The organism is Nocardia veterana NBRC 100344, from assembly GCF_000308855.1.
Taxonomy (GTDB): Bacteria; Actinomycetota; Actinomycetes; order Mycobacteriales; family Mycobacteriaceae; genus Nocardia; species Nocardia veterana.
Genome location: NZ_BAGM01000128.1, coordinates 1 through 23,784, shown reverse-complemented (window position 1 = coordinate 23,784; position 23,784 = coordinate 1). Strand labels below are relative to the sequence as shown.

21 protein-coding genes are annotated in these 23,784 nt (G+C 67.8%); 17 read left to right on the top strand and 4 right to left on the bottom strand.

Features of this window, described 5'->3' with window-relative positions; genetic code table 11:
* Positions 1–72: 72 nt before the first annotated feature.
* The 5 genes from ON37_RS24910 to ON37_RS24890 all read left to right on the top strand — a co-directional run bounded on the left by ON37_RS24910 (position 73) and on the right by ON37_RS24890 (position 8,240).
* On the top strand, positions 73–2,748 hold the full coding sequence (locus tag ON37_RS24910) for an IniB N-terminal domain-containing protein (RefSeq protein WP_051032010.1): 2,676 nt from the start codon (positions 73–75) through the stop codon (positions 2,746–2,748).
* Positions 2,749–2,797: 49 nt separating this feature from the next.
* Positions 2,798–4,666, top strand: a complete 1,869-nt coding sequence (locus ON37_RS24905) for a dynamin family protein (RefSeq protein ID WP_040722742.1) — start codon at positions 2,798–2,800, stop codon at positions 4,664–4,666.
* A 49-nt stretch (positions 4,667–4,715) separates the two neighbouring features.
* Positions 4,716–6,305, top strand: coding sequence for a dynamin family protein (locus ON37_RS24900; RefSeq protein WP_245553447.1), 1,590 nt, complete (start codon positions 4,716–4,718; stop codon positions 6,303–6,305).
* 157 nt (positions 6,306–6,462) lie between these two features.
* The gene (locus tag ON37_RS24895; RefSeq protein ID WP_040722741.1) at positions 6,463–7,344 is read left to right on the top strand and encodes a haloalkane dehalogenase; all 882 of its coding nucleotides are present in this window, start codon (positions 6,463–6,465) and stop codon (positions 7,342–7,344) included.
* A 38-nt stretch (positions 7,345–7,382) separates the two neighbouring features.
* A complete protein-coding gene (locus ON37_RS24890) occupies positions 7,383–8,240 on the top strand; it encodes an RNA polymerase sigma factor (protein WP_040722740.1) in 858 nt (285 codons plus the stop codon).
* Between the two features lie 23 nt (positions 8,241–8,263).
* Here ON37_RS24890 and ON37_RS24885 read toward each other — a convergent pair whose 3' ends face one another.
* Entirely contained in the window at positions 8,264–9,424 is a 1,161-nt protein-coding gene (locus ON37_RS24885; RefSeq protein WP_040722738.1) for a zinc-binding dehydrogenase, read from the bottom strand.
* 158 nt (positions 9,425–9,582) lie between these two features.
* Here ON37_RS24885 and ON37_RS24880 point away from each other — a divergent pair, with 158 nt between their 5' ends.
* From ON37_RS24880 to ON37_RS24845, 8 genes are all read left to right on the top strand, one after another.
* Positions 9,583–10,656 (top strand): DUF1707 SHOCT-like domain-containing protein, encoded by a 1,074-nt coding sequence (locus ON37_RS24880; protein ID WP_157171576.1) that lies wholly within the window; start codon positions 9,583–9,585, stop codon positions 10,654–10,656.
* A gap of 8 nt (positions 10,657–10,664) precedes the next feature.
* Positions 10,665–11,492 carry a DUF1707 domain-containing protein gene (locus tag ON37_RS24875; RefSeq protein WP_051032009.1) on the top strand — a complete coding sequence of 276 codons (828 nt, stop codon included), beginning with the start codon at positions 10,665–10,667 and terminating at the stop codon, positions 11,490–11,492.
* An 88-nt stretch (positions 11,493–11,580) separates the two neighbouring features.
* Entirely contained in the window at positions 11,581–12,231 is a 651-nt protein-coding gene (locus tag ON37_RS24870) for an HhH-GDP family DNA glycosylase (RefSeq protein WP_040722745.1), read from the top strand.
* A 338-nt stretch (positions 12,232–12,569) separates the two neighbouring features.
* Complete coding sequence (gene dnaK / locus ON37_RS24865; protein WP_040722737.1) at positions 12,570–14,411, top strand: molecular chaperone DnaK; 1,842 nt, start codon at positions 12,570–12,572, stop codon at positions 14,409–14,411.
* Positions 14,408–15,052: a nucleotide exchange factor GrpE gene (grpE, locus tag ON37_RS24860; RefSeq protein WP_040722736.1), complete on the top strand. Its 645-nt coding sequence runs from the start codon at positions 14,408–14,410 to the stop codon at positions 15,050–15,052. Before dnaK ends, grpE begins: the two co-directional genes overlap by 4 nt.
* Before the next feature lie 51 nt (positions 15,053–15,103).
* On the top strand, positions 15,104–16,276 hold the full coding sequence (gene dnaJ, locus ON37_RS24855; protein ID WP_040722735.1) for a molecular chaperone DnaJ: 1,173 nt from the start codon (positions 15,104–15,106) through the stop codon (positions 16,274–16,276).
* Positions 16,276–16,671, top strand: coding sequence for a heat shock protein transcriptional repressor HspR (locus ON37_RS24850; protein WP_040722734.1), 396 nt, complete (start codon positions 16,276–16,278; stop codon positions 16,669–16,671). The genes dnaJ and ON37_RS24850 overlap by 1 nt, the downstream gene beginning before the upstream one ends.
* 431 nt (positions 16,672–17,102) lie before the next feature.
* Positions 17,103–18,272 carry a globin domain-containing protein gene (locus tag ON37_RS24845; protein ID WP_040722732.1) on the top strand — a complete coding sequence of 390 codons (1,170 nt, stop codon included), beginning with the start codon at positions 17,103–17,105 and terminating at the stop codon, positions 18,270–18,272.
* 35 nt (positions 18,273–18,307) lie between these two features.
* On the opposite strand, the gene ON37_RS24840 is transcribed toward ON37_RS24845, so the two are convergent.
* Entirely contained in the window at positions 18,308–18,508 is a 201-nt protein-coding gene (locus ON37_RS24840; protein ID WP_040722731.1) for a DUF397 domain-containing protein, read from the bottom strand.
* Complete coding sequence (locus ON37_RS24835) at positions 18,505–19,386, bottom strand: helix-turn-helix domain-containing protein (RefSeq protein WP_040722730.1); 882 nt, start codon at positions 19,384–19,386, stop codon at positions 18,505–18,507. Before ON37_RS24835 ends, ON37_RS24840 begins: the two co-directional genes overlap by 4 nt.
* A gap of 213 nt (positions 19,387–19,599) precedes the next feature.
* Between ON37_RS24835 and ON37_RS31175 the strand changes: the two genes are divergently transcribed.
* Genes ON37_RS31175 through ON37_RS24815 form a run of 4 tightly spaced genes read left to right on the top strand, consistent with a single transcriptional unit; the run spans position 19,600 to position 22,698 of the window.
* The gene (locus tag ON37_RS31175) at positions 19,600–19,971 is read left to right on the top strand and encodes a hypothetical protein (protein ID WP_157171575.1); all 372 of its coding nucleotides are present in this window, start codon (positions 19,600–19,602) and stop codon (positions 19,969–19,971) included.
* Positions 19,968–20,585, top strand: coding sequence for a DUF3558 domain-containing protein (locus tag ON37_RS31990; RefSeq protein WP_083893259.1), 618 nt, complete (start codon positions 19,968–19,970; stop codon positions 20,583–20,585). Before ON37_RS31175 ends, ON37_RS31990 begins: the two co-directional genes overlap by 4 nt.
* 2 nt (positions 20,586–20,587) lie before the next feature.
* Entirely contained in the window at positions 20,588–21,979 is a 1,392-nt protein-coding gene (locus tag ON37_RS24820) for a hypothetical protein (protein ID WP_040722728.1), read from the top strand.
* On the top strand, positions 21,976–22,698 hold the full coding sequence (locus ON37_RS24815) for an ESX secretion-associated protein EspG (RefSeq protein ID WP_051032007.1): 723 nt from the start codon (positions 21,976–21,978) through the stop codon (positions 22,696–22,698). Before ON37_RS24820 ends, ON37_RS24815 begins: the two co-directional genes overlap by 4 nt.
* A 635-nt stretch (positions 22,699–23,333) precedes the next feature.
* Here ON37_RS24815 and ON37_RS33115 read toward each other — a convergent pair.
* On the bottom strand, positions 23,334–23,784 hold a 451-nt coding region (locus tag ON37_RS33115), incomplete at its 5' end, for a hypothetical protein (RefSeq protein ID WP_157171574.1).

Genomic DNA, 23,784 nt, shown 5'->3' with positions numbered 1-23,784 from the left:
CGGTCTTAGCGTGAAAGGCAATTCGACTGCTGCGGATCGACGATGGTCCGCCGATCCAGGAGACGATCTGCGATGACCCCCAACGCCATTCTCGAATTCATCCTCAACCTGCTGCGCGACCACGAGGCCGCCGTCGGTTACTGCGCCAACCCGACCGAATCGCTGTGCGCGGCCGGACTGGAAGCGGTGACGCCGGAGGACATCGCCGCCGTCGCGCCGATGGTCGCCGAATCCGCGCTCGTGGCGGGCGGCTCCCAGCTGGCCGCGATCGTGGCGGCCGGCGGCGGTGGGGCAGCCACCGGGGGGCTGGGCGGTGCGGCCGGCGTCGGCGGTGGTGTCGGCGGTGCGCTGGGCGGGGAAGCCGGCGCGATCACCGAGGCGAACCTCGGTGCCGGTGCCGCCCTCGGCGGCGAGACCGGGATCGAAGCGGGCGCGGGTCTGGGCGCCGACCTCGGTGCGGGCCTGTCCGCCGGTCTGGGTGCCGCCGCATCGGTGGGTGCGGGCGCAGCGACCGGCCTCACCGCCGGCCTGGGCGCGCTGTCCGGAATCGCGGTGGGCCTCGGCGGCGCCCTGGGCGGCACGGGCGGCGCGGACCTCGGTCTGTCCGCCGGAATCGAAGGCGCGGCCGATGCCGTCGCCGCGGCCGGAGCCGACCTGTCGACCGGGATCAACACCGGCCTCGACACCGGAATCAGCTCCGCCGCAAGCGGTATCGCCGGCGCATCGGCGGGTCTCGAGGCCGGACTCAACGGCGCTCTGAACGGCGTCGCGGCAGCGGGCGCCGGTCTCGGTGCGGAACTGGGCGGCGCGCTGGGCGGCGTGGCCGAGGCGGGCGCCGGTGTGGGTGCCGGTCTCGGTGCGGCGTTGGGTGGTGTTGCTGAGGCCGGTGCTGGTTTGGGTGGGGCGCTCGGTGGTGCTGCCGAAGCAGGTGCCGGCCTCGGTGGGGCGCTGGGCGGCGCGGTGAACGCCGGTGCCGGGCTCGAAGGTGGGCTCTCGGGTGCCGCCGATGCGGCTTCCGGGCTGGGTGCCGGCCTCGGCGGGGCGCTGGGCGGTGCCGTGAATACCGGTGGTGAACTGGGGACGGGTCTCGCGGGCGGGCTGTCCGGCGCTGCGGGTGGCGCGACCGATCTGGGTACGAATATCGGGGGCGCGCTGGGCGGTGCGGCCGATGCCGGGGCGGGGCTGGAAGGCGGTTTGTCCGGTGCTGCGGGTGCGGCGTCGGGTCTCGGTGCGGATCTCGGCGGCGCGCTGGGTGGCGCCGCGAATGCGGGCGCTGATCTGGGCGCGGGTTTGAACGGTGGCGCGGAGGCTGCGGCCGGGCTCGGTGGCGCCCTCACCGGTGCCGCCGACGCGGGCCCGGGCGGTGCGGCGAACGCCGGTGCCGGTCTCGAGAGTGGTCTCGGCGGCGCGGTGAACGCGGGTCTGGGTGGTGCGGCCGATGCCGGTGCCGGTCTGGGCGGTGCGCTGGGCGGCGCGGTTCAGGGTGGCGCGACCGCGGGCGGCCAAGCAGCCGGTGACCTCGGCGGTGCACTGAGTGGCGCGGCGCAGGCCGGTGGCGGGCTGCAGAGCGGCATCGACGCCGCGATGAATACCGCTGCGGGACTGGGTGGTTTGCTGGGTGCTGCGGCCAATGCCGGTGCGGGACTGGGTGGTTCGCTCGGGGGTGCGGCGAATGCCGCTGCCGGAACGGCCGGCGCCCTGAGCGGCGCGGCCAATGCCGGTGCGGGACTGGGTGGCTCGCTCGGCGGTGCGGCCAATGCCGCGGCAGGGCTGGCGGGTACCGCCGGGTCGGCGTTGGGTGCTTCGGCTGCCACGGGCGTGAACTCCGGACTGTCCGCCGGTGTCGACAACTCGTTCGGTCTGGCGGGGCATGCGGCCACCGGGCTGGAGACCGGGTTGTCCTCGTCCGCGCAGGCCGGACTCGAAAGTGGACTGCACACCGGCGCCGACCTCACCGGGACCGCCGCGCAGACCGCCGGCGGGCTGGGGACCACTCTCTCCGGCGCCGCGAACACCGGTGTGCACGGCGGCGGTGATCTGGCCACCTCGTTGTCCGGGAACCTGGGCGCCTCGGTGCCGGGCGCGGCGGACGCCGGTGCCCACGGCCTCGGCGACCTCGCGACTTCGCTGTCCGGTACGGCCGCCACGGGCGCGCACACCGCCGGCGACCTCGGAACCTCGTTGTCCGGCGCCGCGAACACCGGTGTGCACGGTGCCGACGATCTGTCGACCTCGCTGACGGGTACCGCCGACGCGGGGGCGCACAGCGCGGGCGATCTGTCGACCTCGCTCTCCGGTGCCGCCTCCTCTGGCCTGCACTCCACGGGCGATCTGTCCTCCTCGTTGTCGGGTGCGGCGGATTCGGGCCTGCATTCCGGTTCCGATCTGTCCTCCTCGCTGTCGGGTTCGACCGATTCGGCCCTGCACACCGGTGGTGACCTGCATTCGTCGACCGCCGGAACCTGGTCCGGTGTGGACGTCTCGCACGCCTTCGGGTCGGGCGTGGGAACCGACCTGTCCGGTGTCGGCAGTACGGGAATCGGCGGTGGAGTGGACAGTGCCCTCGGCGGTACCGCGCACAGCGGTATCGACAGCACCCTGGCCGCCGGTGGTAACGGCTCGCTGACCGGTGGTCTCGACAGCGGCACCCACGCCGATTCGAGCCTGTTCGGCGACGCCTCCGGCCACGCCGCCTCGGTCACCGACACCCATGCCTCGGGTGACATCACCGGCGGTCTGCTGCACTGACCGGGTACGGTCCGGTTCCGATCAGGAAAAAGGTTGGGGAGCAACGACAATGAGCAGTGTGGTAGCGGCGAACAATGCCGCCGCGGCGCCGGCGACGCCGCTGTTGCGGATACTCGCCGAAACCGTCACCGCCGCCCGCACCGCCGATCGCAACGATCTGGTCGGCCGGCTGGAGGTGCTGGCCGACCGGATTCGCGATCCCCGGCGCCGGATCGTGGTGGCCGGGCTGGGCAATCAGGGGAAGAGTCAATTCGTCAACGCCCTGCTGAACCTGGAGATCAGCCCGGTCGGTGACGATGCGACGACCACGGTGCCCATCGTGCTCTCCCACGGGCCGCAACCGCGTGCGGAGACGGTCGTCACCGCCACCTCCGGTGACGACCGGGACGGGCGGCGAGTATCGGTGCCGCTCAGCGATATCCACACCGTCACCGCGCAGTCGCCGCACGGCCGGGTGGCTCGGGTGGAGATCGAACTGCCGAATCCGCTGCTGGCCGACGGCATCGTGGTGATCGATACACCGCCGGTCGGCGGGCATGCCACGGCCAGCGCGGCGGCGGTCCTCGCGCTGGCCCCGGCCGCCGATGCGGTGCTGGTGCTCTCGGATGCCTCCACCGAATTGACCGAGCCGGAGGTCGAGTTCCTGCGTCAGGTCCGCGAACTGTGCCCGGCGGTGGCGCTGGTGCTCAGCAAGGTCGACCTGTATCCGCACTGGCGTCAGGTCATGCAGGCCGATCAGGCGCATCTGGAGCGAAATCGGCTGGCCCTGCCCATCATTGCGGTCTCGTCGGTGCTGCGTGCGCATGCGATGCGGCTGCAGGATCAGCAGCTGGGCCGCGAATCCGGTTTCGGGGTGCTGTTCGACTTCCTGCGCGAGCAGGTGGTGGCGCGGGACAGAGATGCCGCGCACCGTGCGGTGGCCCTCGATATCTCCTCGGCGGCAGAGCATCTCGCGCTGGCGCTGAGCAGTGAGCTGGTGGCGCTGCGGGATCCGGAACGCGGGGCCGCCGCCATTCGCGAACTGCGGACGGCCAAGGCGCAGGCGGAGGATTTGCACCGTCGCACCGCGGCCTGGCAGCAGACGCTCGGCGACGGGATCACCGATTTGGCCGGCGACGTCGATCACGATCTACGAGACCGATTGCGCGCCATCGGAAGAACCGCGGAGGAGTGGATCGACGAGAACGATCCGGGCCGGCTGTGGGATCAGCTGGAGCAGTGGCTGATGCACACCACCGATACCGCGATCGGCGACAACCTGCTGTGGACGCATCACCGGGCCATCCATCTGGCCGAGCGGGTGGCCGAGCATTTCCTGGAGTTCGGGTCGGTGGATCTGCCCGCGGTGCGGACCGGGTCGTCGCCGGAGAGCTCTCGGGTGGCGGCGGTGACACTCGCCGACCTGGAGCCGGACCTCGGCATCGGTCACAAACTGCTGGTCGGGATGCGCGGTTCGTACGGGGGCATGGTGATGGTCGGTCTGGCGAGTACGGTCGCCGGGCTGGCATTGATCAATCCGGTATCGCTCGGCGCGGGTATGTTGCTGGGCGGCAAAGCCTTCCGCGACGACAAGCGCGAGCGCCTGGCCCGCCGCCGCAGCGAGGCGAAGATGGCGGTGCGCCGCTATCTCGACGATGTGAGTTTCGAGGCGAGCAAGGAGTCCCGCGACCGCCTGCATCGCATCCACCGCATTCTGCGCGACCATTTCACCGGTATCGCCGATCGCAGCCTGCGCTCGATCAACGATTCGCTGCAGGCCGCCCAGGACGCCGCCGGAGTGGCGAGCGCACAGCGCAACGAACGCGCCGCCGAACTGGAACGCCAGCTGCGGGTGGTGGCCGAACTGCGGCGCCACGCCGACGCGATGCTGCCGCCGCCGGGGCCGTCCGGGCGTCATGCGCGCGGGGCGCAGTCCTAGCTCCCCGATCGGCGCCGGGGTCCCCCGCGTGCTCGGGTACGGTCTACGCGTGAGTTACCAGGTCAGCGACCAGACGCCGGGCATCGTGGGCGAAGCGCGCCGGTTGGTCGCGGCTGCCCGGCAGGCGTTCGCGCCGCGGTCGCGCCCGGCGGTGATGCTGGCCGATTGTGCCCGCCGCCTCGATCAGCCGCTGCGCGTCGCCCTCGCCGGTCAGCTCAAAGCGGGGAAGTCGACGCTGCTCAATGCGCTGGTCGGTCAGGACATCGCCCCGACGGATGCCACCGAATGCACGCGCATGGTCACCTGGTACCGCCACGGTTCGGCGCCGCGGGTGACCGCGCTGGCCACCGACGGCGCCCGAGCCGATGTCGTGGTGCGGCGCACACCCGGCGCGGACGGTCTGCCCGGCGCGCACGGCCTGAGCTTCGACCTGTCCGCGCTGCGCTGGAACGCCGCGGGGCGCCACGAGGTCGACCATCTGGACGTGCAGTGGCCGGCCGACACACTGGCCCGCACGACCATCGTCGATACGCCGGGCACCTCGTCGCTGTCGCGGGAGGTGTCGCTGCGCACCGCACGCCTGCTCACGCCCGATCGGGAGGCGGCCGTGACCGTGCCCGAGGCCGACGCGGTGGTGTATCTGCTGCGCCGCCTGGACGCGGCCGATATCGGTTTCCTCGAACGCATCGGAGGTTCGGCACAGCAGGGGAATTCGGGTCCGCTCGGGGTGATCGGCGTGGTGTCGCGGGCCGACGAGATCGGCGCTGGCCGGATCGACGCCCTGCATTCGGCTCGTGAGGTGTCCGCGCGTTTCGCCACCGAGCTGGAACGAACGGGCCTGTGCCAGGCCGTGGTTCCGGTGGCGGGTCTGCTGGCCTTCGCCGCGGCGACCTTGCGCCAACGCGAATTCGACGCCTTCGAAGCCCTGGCCGGGGTCGCCGTCGACGATCTGAGCGTCGCGCTGTTGTCGGCCGACCGGTTCGCCTCCCCGGAGGTGCGCCTGCCGGTGCCGGCGGAGCTGCGCGCTCATCTGGCGGCCCGATTCGGCCTGTTCGGTATTCGCATGGCGGTGACCCTGATTCGGCTCGGCGTCCGCGATTCCGCCACGCTGGCCCGGGAACTGGCCGAGCGCAGTGGTGTGGAGGAACTGCGCACGGTGCTGGAGGTGCAGTTCGCGCAGCGCGCGGATCAGCTGAAAGCGCATTCGGCGCTGACCGCGGTGGCGCGGATCGTGTCGGCCCATCCGGGAACCCGGGCCGACGATCTGCTCCCACAGATCCACAGCCTGTTGGCGGATGTGCACGGATTCGCCGAGCTGCGGCTGCTCGGCCGGTTGCGCACCGACGAACTGCCGCTGCCCGCCGACGACATCACCGAGCTGTATCGGCTGGTCGGGGGTTCCGGGGTGGCCCCGCATCTGCGGCTGGGCCTGCCGCCCGGCGCTCCGGCCGGCGAACTCCAGGCGCACGCGATCGCGGCGGTGCGCAAGTGGCGGTCCCGGGCCCGCCATCCGCTGGCCGATCGCTTCACCGCCGAGGCCTGCCTGACCGCGGCTCGCAGCGCCGAGGGCATTGTCGATCAACTGCGGGAACCGGAGACGACCCCGATGAGTCGCGTGCAACCCCCGCGTTCCCACTGAGGGCATCGCGAAGCTTCCGACCCGGCTCGCTGGTCGCGGCCGACGGCAACTGTGCCGCACATCACAACCACCGTCGGTCACAAGCCCGCCCGGGATGTGTCGAATCCGGATGTAAGGGCCGAAAACCATCGGTCGGACGACAATCCGAGGACATCCCATGCCTACCGTCGTGACTCTCGATTCCTTCCTCAACTACCGCGACAGCGGCGCCGGTCCGGTTCCGGTGGTCTTCCTGCACGGCAATCCGACCTCCTCGTATCTGTGGCGCAAGGTGATTCCGCACGTCGACCCGCTGACCCGGGTGCTGGCTCCGGACCTGATCGGCATGGGGGAGTCGGGTAAGCCGGATATCGCCTATCGCTTCGCCGATCACGCCCGCTATCTGGACGCCTGGTTCGACGCCCTCGACTTGGGCGAGGTGGTGCTGGTCGGGCACGACTGGGGTGGTGCGCTCGCCATGGATTGGGCCGCCCGGCATGCCGACCGGGTCCGCGGCGTCGCGGTGCTGGAGACCTTCCTGCGCCCGCTGCGCTGGTCGGAGATGCCGGAACAGGGCGCCGAGCTGTTCCGCCGGTTCCGTTCGCCGGAGGGGGAGCGAATGATCCTGCAGGACAACATGTTCATCGAATTCAATCTGCCGTTCGGTGCCCGCAGTCTGACGCCGGAGGATCTGGACGTCTACCGCGCGCCCTATCCGACCCCGGAGTCGCGCCGCCCGATGTTGGTGTGGCCGAGGGAGATTCCGTTCGACGGCGCCCCGGCCGACGTGACCGCCGTCGTCGAGAGCTACGGCCGCTGGATGGCCACGACCCCGGATATCCCCAAGCTGGTGATGGCTGTGGACAACGGCGTCGGCCTCGGTTCGGGCGAGGCCGTCGAGTGGGCGCGCAACACCTTCGCCGCCGTCGAGGTCGTCGGCATCGGCCCGGCCGGACACCACGCGCCGGAGGACCGTCCGGACGCGATCGGCGCGGCCGTCGCGAGCTGGCTGCGCCGATCGCGGCTCACCGATCCGCGGGCCGGCCTAGCACATCGATGACCTTGCGGTGACGTCCGTGCCCGGGCCAGGATGGGTCGGTGACCGCCGACCCCACCGACGACCGCGCGGCCGAGACCGCCCTGGTCGAGCGTGCCGTGGCCGGTGATCGCACCGCCGTCACCGAGGTGGTGCGGTCGCTGCAGGATCCGTTGTACCGCTTGGCGTTGCGGATGGTCGGTACTCCGGCCGACGCCGAGGACGCGGTGCAGGAGATCCTGCTGCGGGTCGTCGGCAATCTGGCGAGCTGGCGCGGCGAAGCGAAGCTGACCACGTGGGCCTACCGCATCGGCGTCAACTACCTGCTCAACCTGCGGCGGCGCAGTCCGCAGGAGGCGGCGCGGCTCGACTTCGACGGCTTCGGCGCCGATCTGCTCGACGGATTGGCCGAACAGGACTACCGGGGCCCCGAGGCGACGGTGCTCACGCGCGAGGTCCGGCTCGTCTGTAGTCAGGCGATGCTGCAATGCCTCGCCCGGGACGAGCGGGTGGCCTTCGTGCTCGCCGATGTCTTCGAGCTGACCTCGTCCGAGGCGGCGTGGGTGCTCGGCATCGAGGCGGCGACGTATCGAAAACGTCTGGAGCGAGCCAGAACTCGGCTCGGTAACTTCCTGAACGCCACCTGCGGGGTGGCGAATCCGGCCGCACCGTGCCGCTGTGCGCGCCGGGTGCGGCCCGCGCTCGATCGCGGCCGGGTCGCGGTCGCCCGGCCCGGTCTGGCCGCGCATCCGGTGTCACCGGGCGGTCGCACCGCGGAGCAGGCCGAGGCGCAGATGATCGGTCTGCACGACGCCGCCTCGGTGCTGCGCGCCCACCCCGATTACGCCCTGCCGCCGGCCCGCCTGGATGCGATCGCGAAACTGCTGGAGTCCGGGCGGTTTTCGCTGCTCGATCGGTAGGACCGCCGCTCTCGGCGGGCCGATCACACGTGGATCAGCGAACTCGCCGGGTCCACCAGGATCTTCGCGTGGTCCTCCGGATTGCCCAGCGCGGTGAAGGCGTTGTCGACGCCCGCCAGGTCGACGGTGCCGGTGATCAGTGGGGCCGGGTCGACTTTGCCGTCGGCGATCATGTGCAGGGTGTCGCGGAATTCGCCCGGGTCGTAGCCGAAGGCGAACCGCAGCTCGATCTCCTTGTTGATCGCCATCGCGGGGCGGAAACGGTCGGTCTCCATACACACCCCGACCACCACGATGCGGGTCAGCGGCGGGGCCTCCGTGAGGAGTTGGTCGATGATGCCGGGCACGCCGACACATTCGAACACCACCGGGCCGGTCGGCGCCGCGTCCAGGCTGTGCGCGAGGCGGAACAGATACCACCACGGCAGTTTCGGGATCGAGCGCAGCCGTGTCATGGTGTCGAAACCGAGATTGAGAATATCGGTGACGCCGGAGATCCGGCCCTTCGCCGGATTGGCGGTCCACGGCGATTCCAGATTCGGATCGACCACCACATTGGCGCCGCACCGGCGGGCAAGTTCACGGCGACGGGGTGAAAAGTCGCTGGCGACAATGTTCTTCACGCCCGCGGCGCGCAGCATCGCGATGACCGCCAGGCCGATCGGCCCGCATCCCACGACGAAGGCGGGTTGGTTGCGGCCCACCCGGCCCTTGCGCACCGCATGCCAGGCGACGGCCATCGGCTCGGTCAGGGCCGCATGGTCGGTGGCCAGCCCGTTGGGCACGGGGAAGGTCATGGACTCCTGAACCACCACCTGCTCGGCGTAGCCGCCGGGCGCCCGCTCGGACAGGCCGGTGAGTTCCGGTTCTCGCCCGTTGCGCACGATGGGCAGCGCCACGACCCGGGTGCCCGGCCGCCAGCGCTTGCGGCAGTCGGGACCGTATTCGACTATCTCCCCGCAGAATTCGTGGCCGAGCACCACCCGTTGATGTGAGCGCATGAAATTGCGGTAGCCGGTGGCCGCCGCCAGGTCGGCCAATTCGTCGCAGTGCCTGCGGGCGTGCAGATCGGAACCGCAGATTCCGCACCTCGACACCGAGATCACCAGCTGGCCGGGCCCGGGCTTCGGCGCCGGGACATCCGCGACCTCCAGCTTGCCTTCCGAACACACCACGGCCTTCATATCCGCACGGTACCGCGCACGATCGCCCGATTCGGCCGGATTGCGGAGGAACGCCGACGGACGAGGTCCACAGCCGGTGTTCCATCGCGTCCGGGCCCGTCGATTCCGGTATTCACGCGTACCCCACGGATGTGGATGCGGATCGCTACCATCCAGGGGTGAGGTCATCCGGTTCCGGAATGCCGGGTACGCCCGCACCCGGGAATATGCGGGCCCGCGATCTGGACCGAGTTCGAGCGCGCACCCTGCTCGACGCCGCCTTCGACGAGGGCCAGCTGGGCGCCGACGAATATCACGACCGATCCGACCGGGCCGCCGCCGCGAAGACCGTCGGCGAATTGCGGAATCTGGTCGGCGACCTGCAACCACCGGCGGGCGGCGCGCAATGGCAACAGCCACCGACCCCGGCCCCCCGGGCGGGGCGCTATCCGCCGCATATCCGAGCCCGCGACGCCGACCGCGCCGAAACGTGCCGGGCCCTCGATACCGCGCTCGGGGACGGCCAGCTCACGCCGGAGGAGCATCGGGCCCTCACCGATCTGACCGCGGCGGCCGAAACCCTGGGCGATCTGGCCGAATTGACCGCGGACCTGCAACGCCCCGCCGAGGCGCCGATCGATCCACGCGCCCGGACCGCGAGCCGCGGGGCCTGGTTCGCGGGAGCGGTGGCGCTGGGCGTGGTGGCCGCGGCGGTCGGCGGCTATCTGCTGACGCATCGGGTCGCGCCGGAGCCCGCTCCGGTGGTGGCCGCGGCGCCGCAGGCGGTGCGCCCCATGGTGATCGAGACACCGGACCTCACCACGGTGGCCGGCTTCGAGAAGTTCCGCAGCGACTATCGGACGAAATTCGGGGACACCACCGTCGACAATCTGTCGCTGTTCCCCGATCACGCGTCCGTCGATCGCACCTCCGCACGACAGCCGAATCGAGTGGCCGACTATCTCTACCGCGGCGGGTTCACGGCCTCGACGGCAGTCACGACCCGGATGGCCGACAAGCCGATCTTCGACCTGGCCGCGGTGAACACCGCCGCGCTCGGCGATCTGATCGCGCGGGCCGAGCCGTTGCTGAAGGTGCCGGGCGGCACCGTGAATCAGATCGGGATGGGGATCGACACCATCACCGATGTGCCGACGATCAGCATCTACGTCGGGAATTCGTTCAACGAGAGTGGCCACCTCGAGGCCACGCCCGCGGGCGAGTTGATCCGCGCCTATCCGTTCCACAATTAGGGACAGCGATGGAGACTTTCGATTCGGCGACCTCCCGCCGCCCCGGTGCCGCCTCGGGTGGCGCGAAAAGCGGTCTGCGCGTGCGCGATACGGACCGGGTCGACGCGTGTGCGCTGTTGGACGCCGCCCGTGACGACGGCCAGCTGTCCGAATCCGAGCATGCCCGGCGCACGGCCGCGGCCATGCGCGCCCGCACCTTCGCCGAGGTGGACGAGGTCATCGGTGATCTGCAGATTCCGGCCAATCTGGTCGATGCTCCCGTCGTGCGACCCGCGCGTCGCCGCCGGTCCCGGCGGCTGTTGGTGGCGGGCGGCGCCGTCGCGGCGGCCTTCCTGCTCGGGATGGGCTGCGGCTGGGTGAACAGCGCGGACGGCCCGCTCGCCGATCACACCCCACCGGATCTGACCACCCCGGCGGGCATCGAGCGATTCCTCGCCGATTACCACCGGCACTACGGCGACCTGCTCGCCGACAGCGTGAGCCTGAATCCCGAGACGGCCTCGATCGAGCGACCCCGGCCGGGAGCGCCGTCGACCTCCGAAAGGGCTACCTACAAGGGCGAATTCGATACCTGGACGACCAGCAGCCGGGATCCGAAACTGGAGCCGATCGACCTCGCCACGATCGACGTGCCGAAATTGGCGGCCCTGCTGGCCGGCGCTCCGCTGACCGTCGGCTCACCGCAGACGAAGGTCGATCATCTGAGCATCGGGCGCGACACCTCCGCCCCCGACCACCCGCCGGCGATCATGATCTTCACCGACGGCGCCCGCAGCGGCCACCTCGTGGTAGCGCCGTCCGGCGAGCCGCTGGCGGTCTACAAATCCCAGCAGTGACGACCCGTTGTGCGCCGGCCGGGTTTCGCTCGCGCGGCAGGGGTTAGCCCGCACATGAGTGGGAGCCGACGAGAAGCGGGGTGTCGTGATGAGTGCGAACGAGGACCGGATCGCCCGGGAGCTGCTGGATCGAGCGGGCACCACCTTCGCGGCCGAGGCCGGGATCACCCTCGCCGACAAACCGGCCCCGCTGTTCCAGCTGCTCGTCCTGGCGCAGCTGTTGAGTACTCGTATCTCCGCCGAGATCGCGGTCGCCGCCGCGCACGAGCTGAACAAGAGCGGCTATCGCACCCCGCAGCGGATAGCCGCCGCCGATTGGCAGGACCTCGTCGACGCGCTCGGTCGCGCCCACTATCGCCGCTACGACGAATCGACCGCCACCCGGCTGGGCGAGAACGCGTCGCTACTGCTCGACCGCTACCAGGGTGACCTGCGGAAACTGGCCGCCGAAGCGGATCGGGACCCGGACCGGCTGAGCCGATCGCTGCAGCGCTTCAAGGGCATCGGCCCGACCGGCGCCGAAATCTTCCTGCGGGAGGTGCAGGACGTCTGGACCTGGGTGCGCCCGCATTTCGACGACCGGGCCCGCAAGGGCGCCGGCCTCCTGCATCTGCCGACCGACCCGAAGCGCCTGGATCGGCTGGGCCGTTCCGGTCACGACGCGGAATTGGCCGCCGCGCTGGTCCGGGTGAGCCTCGACAAGAAGCTCGCCGATCAGGTGCTCACGGCCGCCGGTTGAGGCTCGCGGAATCGAAACGCCCGGTCGTGTGCGCATGCCGGCCGCGGCGCGGTGATCGTCGCGCGCTCACGGCCGAGTCGTGAAAATTTTTCGTCCCGCCGGGAATGAACCGCCTCCCCCGCTCGTTGAGCTGATCGACGCAAGGTTGAGCGCAAGCGACTCAAGTCTCTGGTTGACTCCGAGGGAATCGGGGGGCAGGATTGAGCCGACCACGCTCAGTATTGCTGAGGACCGTGCTCCGTGCGGTGTCAGGGGCGAGGTCCGATCGGCGCGGAAACCCGTGCCGAGCAGGCCCGATCCTGCACCACCACAGTTACATCACCTAGGAGGAACCCACTATGGCTCGTGCGGTCGGTATCGACCTCGGGACCACGAACTCGGTCATCGCTGTTCTCGAAGGCGGTGAGCCGGTCGTCGTCGCCAACTCCGAAGGATCGCGCACCACCCCGTCGATCGTCGCCTTCGCCAAGAACGGCGAGGTGCTGGTCGGCCAGCCGGCCAAGAACCAGGCCGTCACCAACGTCGATCGCACCATCAAGTCCGTCAAGCGCCACATGGGCGAGGACTGGACCGTGGAGATCGACGACAAGAAGTACACGGCGCAGGAGATCAGCGCCCGTACCCTGATGAAGCTGAAGCGCGATGCCGAGGCCTACCTGGGTGAGGAGATCACCGACGCGGTGATCACCGTGCCCGCGTACTTCGAGGACGCGCAGCGCCAGGCCACCAAGGAGGCCGGCCAGATCGCGGGTCTGAACGTCCTGCGCATCGTCAACGAGCCGACCGCCGCCGCGCTGGCGTACGGCTTGGACAAGGGTGACAAAGAGCAGACCATCCTGGTCTTCGACCTCGGTGGCGGCACCTTCGACGTCTCGCTGCTGGAAATCGGCGAGGGCGTCGTCGAGGTTCGTGCCACCTCCGGTGACAACCACCTCGGTGGTGACGACTGGGACAACCGCATCGTCACCTGGCTGGTCGACAAGTTCAAGGCCAGCTCGGGCATCGACCTGACCAAGGACAAGATGGCCCTGCAGCGGCTGCGTGAGGCCGCCGAGAAGGCCAAGATCGAGCTGAGCTCCTCGCAGAGCACCTCGATCAACCTGCCCTACATCACCGTCGACGCGGACAAGAACCCGCTGTTCCTCGACGAGCAGCTGACTCGCGCCGAGTTCCAGAAGATCACCTCCGATCTGCTGGACCGCACCCGCGCGCCGTTCCAGTCGGTGATCAAGGACGCCGGTATCTCGGTCAAGGACATCGACCACGTCGTGCTCGTCGGTGGTTCCACCCGGATGCCCGCCGTGACCGATCTGGTCCGCGAGCTGACCGGTGGCAAGGAGCCCAACAAGGGCGTGAACCCGGACGAGGTCGTCGCCGTCGGCGCCGCCCTGCAGGCCGGTGTGCTCAAGGGTGAGGTCAAGGACGTCCTGCTGCTCGATGTGACCCCGCTGTCGCTGGGCATCGAGACCAAGGGTGGCGTGATGACCAAGCTCATCGAGCGCAACACCACCATCCCGACCAAGCGGTCGGAGACCTTCACCACGGCCGACGACAACCAGCCGTCCGTGCAGATCCAGGTCTTCCAGGGTGAGCGCGAAATCGCCTCGCACAACAAGCTGCTCGGCTCCTTCGAGCTGACCGGCATCCCGCCGGCCCCGCGTGGCGTGCCGCAGATCGAGGTCACCTTCGACATCGACGCCAACGGCATCGTCCACGTCACCGCGAAGGACAAGGGCACCGGCAAGGAGAACACGATCAAGATCCAGGACGGCTCCGGCCTGTCCAAGGAAGAGATCGAGCGGATGATCAAGGACGCCGAGGCGCACGCGGCCGAGGACAAGGCGCGTCGCGAGGAGGCGGAGACCCGCAACCAGGCGGAGTCGCTGGTCCACCAGACCGAGAAGTTCATCGCCGACAACTCCGACAAGGTGCCGGCCGAGACCAAGGAGAAGGTCGAGGCTGCCATCTCCGAGGCCAAGGAGGCGCTGAAGGGCACCGACATCGCCGCGGTGAAGTCCGCCGTGGAGAAGTTGGCCACCGAATCGCAGGCCCTGGGCCAGGCGATCTACGAGGCCTCCGCCGCCGAGGGTGGCGCGGCCGGCGACGGCGCGGGCAACGCGTCCGCCGGTGACGACACCGTGGTCGATGCCGAGGTCGTGGAAGAGCCGGAGAAGAAGTGACCGACAAGAATCCGCAAGAGGAGCCGGTCACCATCGTCGACAACCGAAAGATCGATCCCGACGGGAAACCGTCCGCTCCGCAGGATGATGCGAGCGAGGCCGCAGCCGAAAAAGACACAGCTTCGGCCTCCGCTTCGTCCGCCGAGGGCGACACCCTCGCCGACAGCATCAGCGCCGAATTGTCGGAGCGCACCGCGGATCTGCAGCGGTTGACCGCCGAATACGCCAACTATCGGCGCCGTGTCGATCGCGACCGCAAGGCCGCCATCGATTCGGCCAAGGCGGCGGTGGTCACCGAACTGCTCGGTGTCCTCGACGATCTGGACCGTGCCCGAGCCCATGGTGATCTGGATTCCGGACCGCTGAAGTCGGTCGCGGACAAGCTCACCTCCGCGCTGGAGAAGCAGGGTCTCGAGGAATTCGGTGTCGAGGGTGAACCTTTCGACCCGACCCTGCACGAGGCCGTGCAGCACGAGGGCGAGGGACACAACCCGGTGATCGGAGTGGTGATGCGCAAGGGTTACCGCTTCGGCGATCGCGTCCTGCGCCATGCGCTGGTCGGGGTCACCGATGGGGTAGCGGATCTGATGGAGACATCGGAGACTACGAATGCCGGCCGAGACGCCGATGGTGCCGAGTAACACACGCCCGTCGGCTGTTCCGCGCGACGACACGAAAGGAGGAGATGCCCGGTGAATCGGGAGTGGCTGGAAAAGGACTTCTACAAAGAGCTGGGTATTTCCTCCAGCGCGTCCCAGGACGAGATCAAGAAGGCCTACCGCAAGCTGGCCCGGGATCTGCATCCGGACAAGAATCCGGGCGATACCAAGGCCGAGGAGCGTTTCAAGGCGGTCAGCGAGGCACATGCCGTGCTGGCCGATCCGGAGAAGCGTAAGGAGTACGACGAGGCTCGGCGCCTGTTCGCCAGCGGCGGTTTCGGCCGCGGCGGCTACGCGCCGGGCGGCGGCTACACCGGCGGTGGTGGCTTCACCAACGAATTCAACCTGGGTGACATCTTCGGTGGCGCGGCCGCCGGGGCGGGTGACGGCGGTCTGGGCGACATCCTCGGCGGCCTGTTCAACCGCGGCGGTACGCGGACCACCTCGCGGCCGCGTCGCGGCAGCGATGTGGAAACCGAGACGACCCTCGGTTTCCGCGAGGCGGCCCAGGGCGTCACCGTTCCGCTGCGGATGACCAGCCCGTCGCCGTGTACGACCTGTCACGGCAGCGGCGCCAAGCCGGGGACCAGCCCGCGAGTGTGCCCGCACTGCAACGGAACCGGCGTGATCAGCCGTAACCAGGGCGCGTTCGGGTTCAGCGAACCCTGCGACGACTGCCGTGGCACCGGCTCGATCATCGACGATCCCTGCGTGGACTGCCGCGGTACCGGTATCCAGAATCGGACCCGCACCATCACCGTCCGCATCCCGCCGGGGGTGCGCGACGGGCAGCGGATCCGGCTGGCCGGTCAGGGCGAGGCGGGCCTGCGCGGCGCGCCCTCGGGTGACCTGTACGTCACCGTGCACGTCAGCCAGGACAAGGTCTTCGGCCGCAACGGCGACGACCTGACCCTGGTGCTGCCGGTGAGTTACAGCGAATTGGTGCTGGGTACAACGGTTTCCGTGCCGACGCTGGAAGGTAGAGTCGGAGTGAAGGTGCCACCCGGCACCGCCGACGGCCGGACGCTGCGAGTGCGCGGGCGCGGTGTGCCCAAGCGCGGCGGCGGCGCCGGTGATCTGCTGGTCACGGTGAAGGTCGCGGTACCGCCGAAGCTCGACGACGAAGCCGCCGAGGCGCTGCGGCGTTATGCGGAGGCGGAGAAGGCCGGCGGGTTCGACCCGCGTGCAGGTTGGGCAGGTGCGTAATGGACGGTGATCCGAAGAATCGGGCATCCGGCACCGAGTACTTCATGATCTCGGTGGCGGCTCAGCTGGCGGGAATGCACGCGCAGACGCTGCGGACCTACGACCGACTGGGACTGGTTACGCCGCAACGAACATCGGGCGGCGGCCGACGCTATTCGTCCCGGGATGTGGAGTTGCTGCGCGAGGTGCAGCGACTGTCCCAGGACGAGGGCGTCAACCTGGCCGGAATCAAACGGATCATCGAATTGACCAACCAGGTCGAGGCCCTGCAGCAGCGGGTGGGCGAATTGGCCGCCGAGGTCGAGCGCCTGCGAGCGGGACACCGTCCCGATCTCGCTCCGCCGCAACGCAGTACCGCGTTGGTGGTATGGCAGCCCAGGAACAAGCGCCGATAGGCGATTGCTCCGCGGCGGTCGTTTCGGCCGAAGACACAGAGCGGCAGCGCCCCCGGAATTTCCGGGGGCGCTGTTCGCATATTCGGGCCCGGAAATTCACGGTCTGCTCGGGTCGGCGGGGCCGGAGCAATCCGCTCGGCGGAGCCTCAGCATGCACTCCGCAAACGTGCATGCTCCGAAACGAGTCATGCAAACCGCCCTCCGACACGCCGAAACACATGGCGTGTCACCATCTTTCGGTCGGTTTCAAGGGCGGTTTACACCCGCTCACCTCGGTCCGCCCGAATTACACCGCTGTTGTTTCACAAGTGCATCACGCGCCTGGCAAATTCGCCTACACTCGATTTTCATCGGCGGCTCTCGACTGTTCGGCGGCGCCTCGCTCGCCGAACCGTCCCCGTGTTCGAATGCGAAATGGGGTTGTGAGGCATATGGATTCGCGGACCGTCGCGTTGATCAGAACGACGTTCAAGGCGGTTGCCGCGGAGGAGGGCGGCCCGGAACAACTCGCGCGCTCCTTCTACGCCATTCTGTTCACCGAACATCCCCATATTCGCGACTTCTTTCCCGCCGCCTTGGAGGCGCAGCGCGACCGGCTGGTCAAGGCCATCGGTTATGCCGTGGATCGGCTGGAAGAACCCGAACGGCTCCTGCCCTTCCTCGCTCAACTCGGCCGCGATCACCGCAAATACGGTGTCGTCGCCGAACATTATGCGGCGGTGGGCCATTCGCTCAAATGCGCGTTGCGGGCGCACACCGGCACCGAAATGTGGACCGACGAGGTCGATCAGGCCTGGGATGCCGGGCTGGCGCTCATCGCCGAGACGATGATCGGCGCGGCGGAACAGGAGACCACACCCCCGGTCTGGACCGGAACCGTGGTCGAACATCGTGAGGTGCTCTGCAACCTGGCGGTGGTCCGATTGCAGTTGGATCAGCCGATGGCCTATGCCGCAGGCCAGTATCTCAGCGTGCAGATACCGGCACGGCCGCGGATGTGGCGCTATCTGTCGCCGGCGATACCGTCCAATCCGCAGGGCGAGATCGAATTCCACATCCGGAGCGTGAGCGGTGGCTGGGTGAGCCCGGCGATGGTGTCGCGCACCGTCGTCGGAGATCAGTGGTTGCTGGGCGCGCCGATGGGCGGCCTCGGAGTGCCGCGCAATACCCGCCGCAAGATGTTGATGGTCGGCTGCGGCACCGGCATCGCCCCGCTGCGCGCGCAACTGCTCGCCATGAGCCGGCGCCGATCGAATCCCAAGGTGCACCTGTTCGTCGGCGTCCATCACCCGTGCGACCTCTACGACCTACCGACGCTGAGCACCCTCGCCGTCGGCAACCGTTGGCTGACCGTCACCCCGGTCACCGAAAGCGACGACAACCCCTGGTGGTACTACAACCCGGACGAACCCCCCGCGGACCTCCCGGCCATCGAACCCCGCCGCACCGGGCAGATCGGCCGAATCGTCGCCGAGAGCGGAGACTGGTCGGACTGCGACGTACAGCTCGTCGGCTCCCCGAGCACGGTGCAGACCACCAAATTCCGCTTGATGGCGGCCGGAACCCCCGGCGACAACATCCGCCACGACCCGCTGTTCTGAGCTTCGGCGAGCTCCGGCCGGACGAGGCGCAGGGGTCAGGCGAACTCGCCGGCGGTGACACCGGCGGTGAAGGCATCCCACTCGGCGGCCGAGAACGTCAAGGCGGGGCCGGTGGGATTTTTCGAGTCACGGACTCCCACAACGTTATTCGAGAGGAAGGCAACTTCGACGCAGTTCCGGGAGCCGTCGCTGCGCGTACTCTTGAACCATCGCGCATTCGATAGATCGGTTGTCATAGCGCGTACTCCTTCGCGATCTGCCGAAGCAACGCCCGGCTGGCCACGGCATCCAGAACGCTTCGCCGTAGATCCTCGTATGCCTGATTGTAACGTTGCACTGCATCCGGTTTTTCGAGATACAGCTCCCCCATGAACCCCTCGACGTACACCACCGGCGGCTCGACATAATCGCCTTGTCGAGAAGACCCGAATTCCATGATGACGAACGGCCCAACCGCTTGGCCGAGCGGGAAACCCGCGCTGGCAGGCAAGATGTGGACGCCGATGTTGGAGCGGGTGCCCATGTCGGCCAGGTGTTTGAGCTGGGCGGCCATCACCTTCGGCCCGCCGACGACGCGCCGCAGCGCGGACTCGCCCAGAATCACGTCCAGGCTCGCCGGTTGATATTTGCGTGTAACCCTGGTCTGCCTGCGCATACGCAAACGCACCCTCCGTTCGTGCTCCTCGGAACGCTCGTTCGGGTGGGCTGCGGAGCAGATGGCGCCGGCATACCCCGGCGTCTGCAACAGGCCCGGTACAAGTTCGGGCTCATAGGTCACGAGCCGCTGCGCCGAAGCCTCCAGCCCTACGTAGAATTCGAAATTCTCCGGGATGACATCGCCGTACTCGCACCACCAATTCCGCTCGTTACCTTGCACTGCAAGGGCTTTCATGGCGGCGGCGTGATCATCGTCGAATCCGTAGATCTTGCACAGCGCCTCGACGTCCACCTCGCGCAGATGAGCCACCATGCCCTGCTCGATCCGCTGGACGGTGCTCGCACTGCGCTGAATCATTTGCGCGGCCTCGTGCAACGTCAGCCCGCACTCCTCGCGCCCATTGCGCAGATACCGCCCGAGCTGCCGCCGCGGCAAGGTAGATCCGTTCTCCGACATGCCTGCCTCCGTCAGGTCCGATTGATCCCCTCAGCACATCACCGCGCAAACCCGCACTGCCCCAACAATTTAGAATCCCATAGGATCTGCGCATAATGCCAGGAAGCATTGCATCTTCGGCGCGATTGCATCGCAGATGGAGCGACGAAAGGAACCGTCCGACCCGACCGAGCGTCCAGTAAGGTAGGTGGATCGCGCGTAGGGAGGGCCGGCGTGGACGTAGGAATGTCGACGGCGAACGGGCTGTGGCAGCAGGCGGTCTCGGGGACGTTCCGCCTCGAAGCGGATGCGGCGCAGCGCTGCGCCCGTGTGTACACCCGATTCGTGGAGGAGACGTTGGAGCCGCAGATCCGAGAAGCTCGGATATCGGTCAGGATAGAAGGCTTCGGCGGCTTCGACTCTGCACGCCAACTCCAAGAAGGTTTCGGCACGAAGTCCGAAAATATGGTCGAAGCTCTCAACGGCATGCGGGACGCCGCGTTGAAAATGGCTGCCGCCTACCTCCGAGCCGGAAACCTGATCGCAGACACGGATGCCGATAACAAGAGGGCGATCAAAGCCGCTATCGATCAAGGGAAGCCATGACCAAAATGCGAAAGACACTTGCTGCGATGACGCTCTGTGTACCCGTGGTCTTCTCGATAAGCGGATGCACGCACGCAACCGACGGACAAGCAACGAGCAACCCTACCTCTGCGGCGAAGGCCCCTTCATCGCGTCCGACCTTGACAGCGAGCGCACTTCAACCGCCTCCGCAGCATAACCAGTACACCACACAGGGGCGCTCGGAAGTAGTTTTCGATCCCTGCACGTGGATCGGCGATGACACGGTCAGAAAATCCGGATTCGATCCGAGCACTCGTAAACGCCGCGGTGACATGGTTGCCGAATACAGCTTTCTGAGCTGCGAATTTTCCTCGGATACCGAGGTATTGACAGTGAGCTCGGGAAACGTTTCGTGGGACGACGACCTGAAGAAGGTTGGAAGCTACAGTAATCCGACGAAAGTCAATGACCGTCCCGCCCTGGTGGTTCACAATCCGAAGCTGCCCGACGAATGTCAAGTAGACGTGAAGACCAAAGTGGGCTTCGTTCAGATCACCTTGTCGCCGGGCACGTGGAGCTCTGACCCTGTCGATTGCAACAGGGCGATGACCATCGCCTCCAATATCGAGAAAGAAATCGGCAAGGACAACTGATCATGGCCGATCCGAAATCGATCGATATCAACTGGAACCCGGCCGCCCTGTCCGCATTGCGTCCGGATGACAAGCGCGGTGAGCAGGACACCCGGACTCCGTCGATTCGGGCGCAGAATCAGCTGCAGGGTGCGCAGTTCATGCAGTCCGGCATGCAGGGGCGGAGTACGGACCCGGACTACATCAATCGGTTGGAGCGGTTCGAGGGTGTGCCGCATGCGGAGATCTACCAGCATGCGCAGGAAATGAATCCCGGCGCGATGCACAGTCTCGCGGATACCTGGATCAAGATCTCCACCGAGCTCAGTGGCGGCCTGTTGGGGATGCACATATCGATCCAGAAGGAACTCGCGCAGGGGATCGACGGGCAGATGGCCGATGCGGCGCTGGCCGCCGCGCAGAAGTTCTACACACAGGCCCACGATGTGCAGGATGTCATCGCGAGCTGCGGTCATCGGGTGAAGGCCGCGGCGCACGCGGCGGAGGTCGTCAAGATGACGGTGCCGCCGCCGGCGGGCCCGTTGCACAGCGACGATATGCCCGACGTCGTCCAGGGAATGCAGGTGGCTCTCGCCGCCCAGATATCGGGAATCGCCTCCGACAGCGACAGTATCGACGTCGCCTACAAGAAGGGCGCCGAAGCGCTGCGTCAGGCGGCAGTGGATGCGATGAACAACCATTACAAGCCGTCGTATCCGCCTGCGGGCGCGGGTATTCCGACCTTCGTGCCGGTCAGCGCGCCCGGCGACGGCGGTAACGACAACCCCAACAGCGGTGGTAGCAATCCCGGCATCAACCGGCCGGGCACGACGGGGGACGGAACCAACGCAACCGGCCCCGGCAAGGACGAAAACCCGGGCAGTACCACGGAATCGGGCGAGTCCGGCAATCCCGCCGACGCACCGCGCACCGACCCGTCAGCGGTGGCGGCCGCCGACGGGTCGCAGAACCCGGCCGGTAGCCGGCTCCCGGACGCGACCAGCGCGGGCTCCGCGACCGGCACCCGCCCCGCAGGATTCGATGCGGCCGGAGCGGGCTACACCCCGGGAACCGGCTTCTCCTCCGGTTCCGGTCGCCCCGGAAGCGCTTCGGGTGCCGGTGGGCGCGGCGGATCCATCCCGGGCATGCCCGGTAACACCACGTCGCCTACTGCTCCCGTCGGCGTTGCGGCCGCCGCATCGGGCAAGCCGGGAATGAACGGCATGCCGGGCATGGGTGGTACCGGGGCGAAAAAGTCCGACGACGCCGAGCGCGAGCACAGAACTCCCGACTACCTGGTCAGGGATCGCGAAGACGAATTGATCGGGCCCATCGACCCTGCGGTTCCGGGCGCGATCGGAGCGGATATCCCCGCGGCGCAACCGGCGCCGGGCACGGGCGGTGGCCCACGGTGACATGGGAATTCACGCCCGATGAGTTCATGCATGTCTGGACGGAGACCGGACAGGACCGGTATCCGTTTCCGCTGCAATTGCTGTCGTCGGTGCGGTGGGACGACGAATTCGAGCGGCTGCAATCCGACCTGCGCGACCGTCTGCGGCTCGGTGCTGACCCCGACCTATCGGCCGCGCTACGCGTGGCCGCCACACCCGAGTCGACCCTGGCGCTGACCGGAACCCGCAAGCGCCCGCTCCGAGCGTTCGGCGCGGTAGCGTCCGGCATCGGAGTCACCGTGGTCCAACGCCCCGGGCCGACAGCCGAATTCGGCGGCAACGTGGTGATGGAGGTCGGCACCCCGGCGATCGTGGCGAAGGTGTTCGCGGCCGTACTCGGCAACGTCCCCGGTGGACAGCGCCCGGCACTGGTCGAAAGCATCGAACGCGTGCGCCTGAGCCTGGAATCCTGGACTGGTTCACAGGAAACCACCACCGACCGCATGCGTGCACTCCTACGCGCACCACGCGCCGGCTCCGGACATGTGGAACTACGCCGCGCCCTCCACACCCCCCGCCCCCAACCCGCGCACTACCTGAGCTGGTTCGACGTCGAAAACGACGGCCGCTACCTCCACCGCCGGCGCTTCAACGATTTCCACATCGAACCCTGCCCACCGGACCGGTTACGCCGCGAACTCACCGCGATGATCCAAGCAACCCAAGACTTTCCGGACTGATCAAGCAGCCCCCGGCCAGCCGGGGATCGGCTGATCTTGTCTCGCCGCACTTCCTTGGATCCGGTCGAGTCCCTCACAGGCGGCGAATTCAGGGCTGGGTTGGTCGCTGTATCGCCCCCACCAGGTGACGTGCCAGTCGCCGAACACATCTTTCGTCGGGCGTCGGGCAGGCCCGGACTGATTGTCCGGCGGCGGGCTACCGTCACGCACATAATTGAGTTCCCTCGGCACTACACCGTCGCAAAGGATGGCGCTTACCGAACCGTCGTTCAGCGTACTCACTCGCAATATCTTCAAGCGAATCGTCTGAACCTCGTTTTTCGACGGAGGAAACTTATCTTCCTGTAGATCGATCAACCCGCGATTCGCTCTGGTGAATCCCGGATAAACAGCACCCGCTTTACCGGTATATGCGAGTGCGAGATACGACTCTGCGTAAGCGCGGACGAATGTCGCGTCGGAATTGCGCAAGCGATCCGGAGAATCTATCCATTGGAATGTAGTGTTGACCTGTGGGACTTCAACCGCAGTTGTCGGAGAATTTTTCTCAACTTCCCCATGATTGCCCGCACAGCCTGCTAGGGCTACGGCCGAGTACGGGGCCAATATGTAAGCTAGCACTCGACGCGGAATCCTCACCGGGGGCCTCCAGGGTGAGGAGCGACGGGATGTTTACCTATGAATTTATCATGCAGTCCATCCTCATAGAAGTTGTCGAACTTGCCGAGTTGGGGGTCGTTGATACTTGCATATGTATTGAAGAACCGCCCCGGATCGTTGGCTGCAGCATCCCAGCTGAGTAGCTGATTCGGATATACCCCCTGTTGGCCCGGGGGCCGGGTGTCGAATCTGGATATTATTTCGGGATGGTTTTGTGAGTATCCGGACGCCAAGCAGTATTGGCGCCTCAGCGTATCCGGATGTATCAGGTCCTGCACATCCTTTTTCAGCTTCTCGGTCTGCTGATCGTCGGGCAACGGATGGGTCGGGTCGCCTGGAAGAGAAAGCCCATCGACTTTGAACCAGCTGTTACCACTGGTAATCAATGCGCTGAGTACCGGTTTGCCCGCTGGCAGCGCAGCCGCT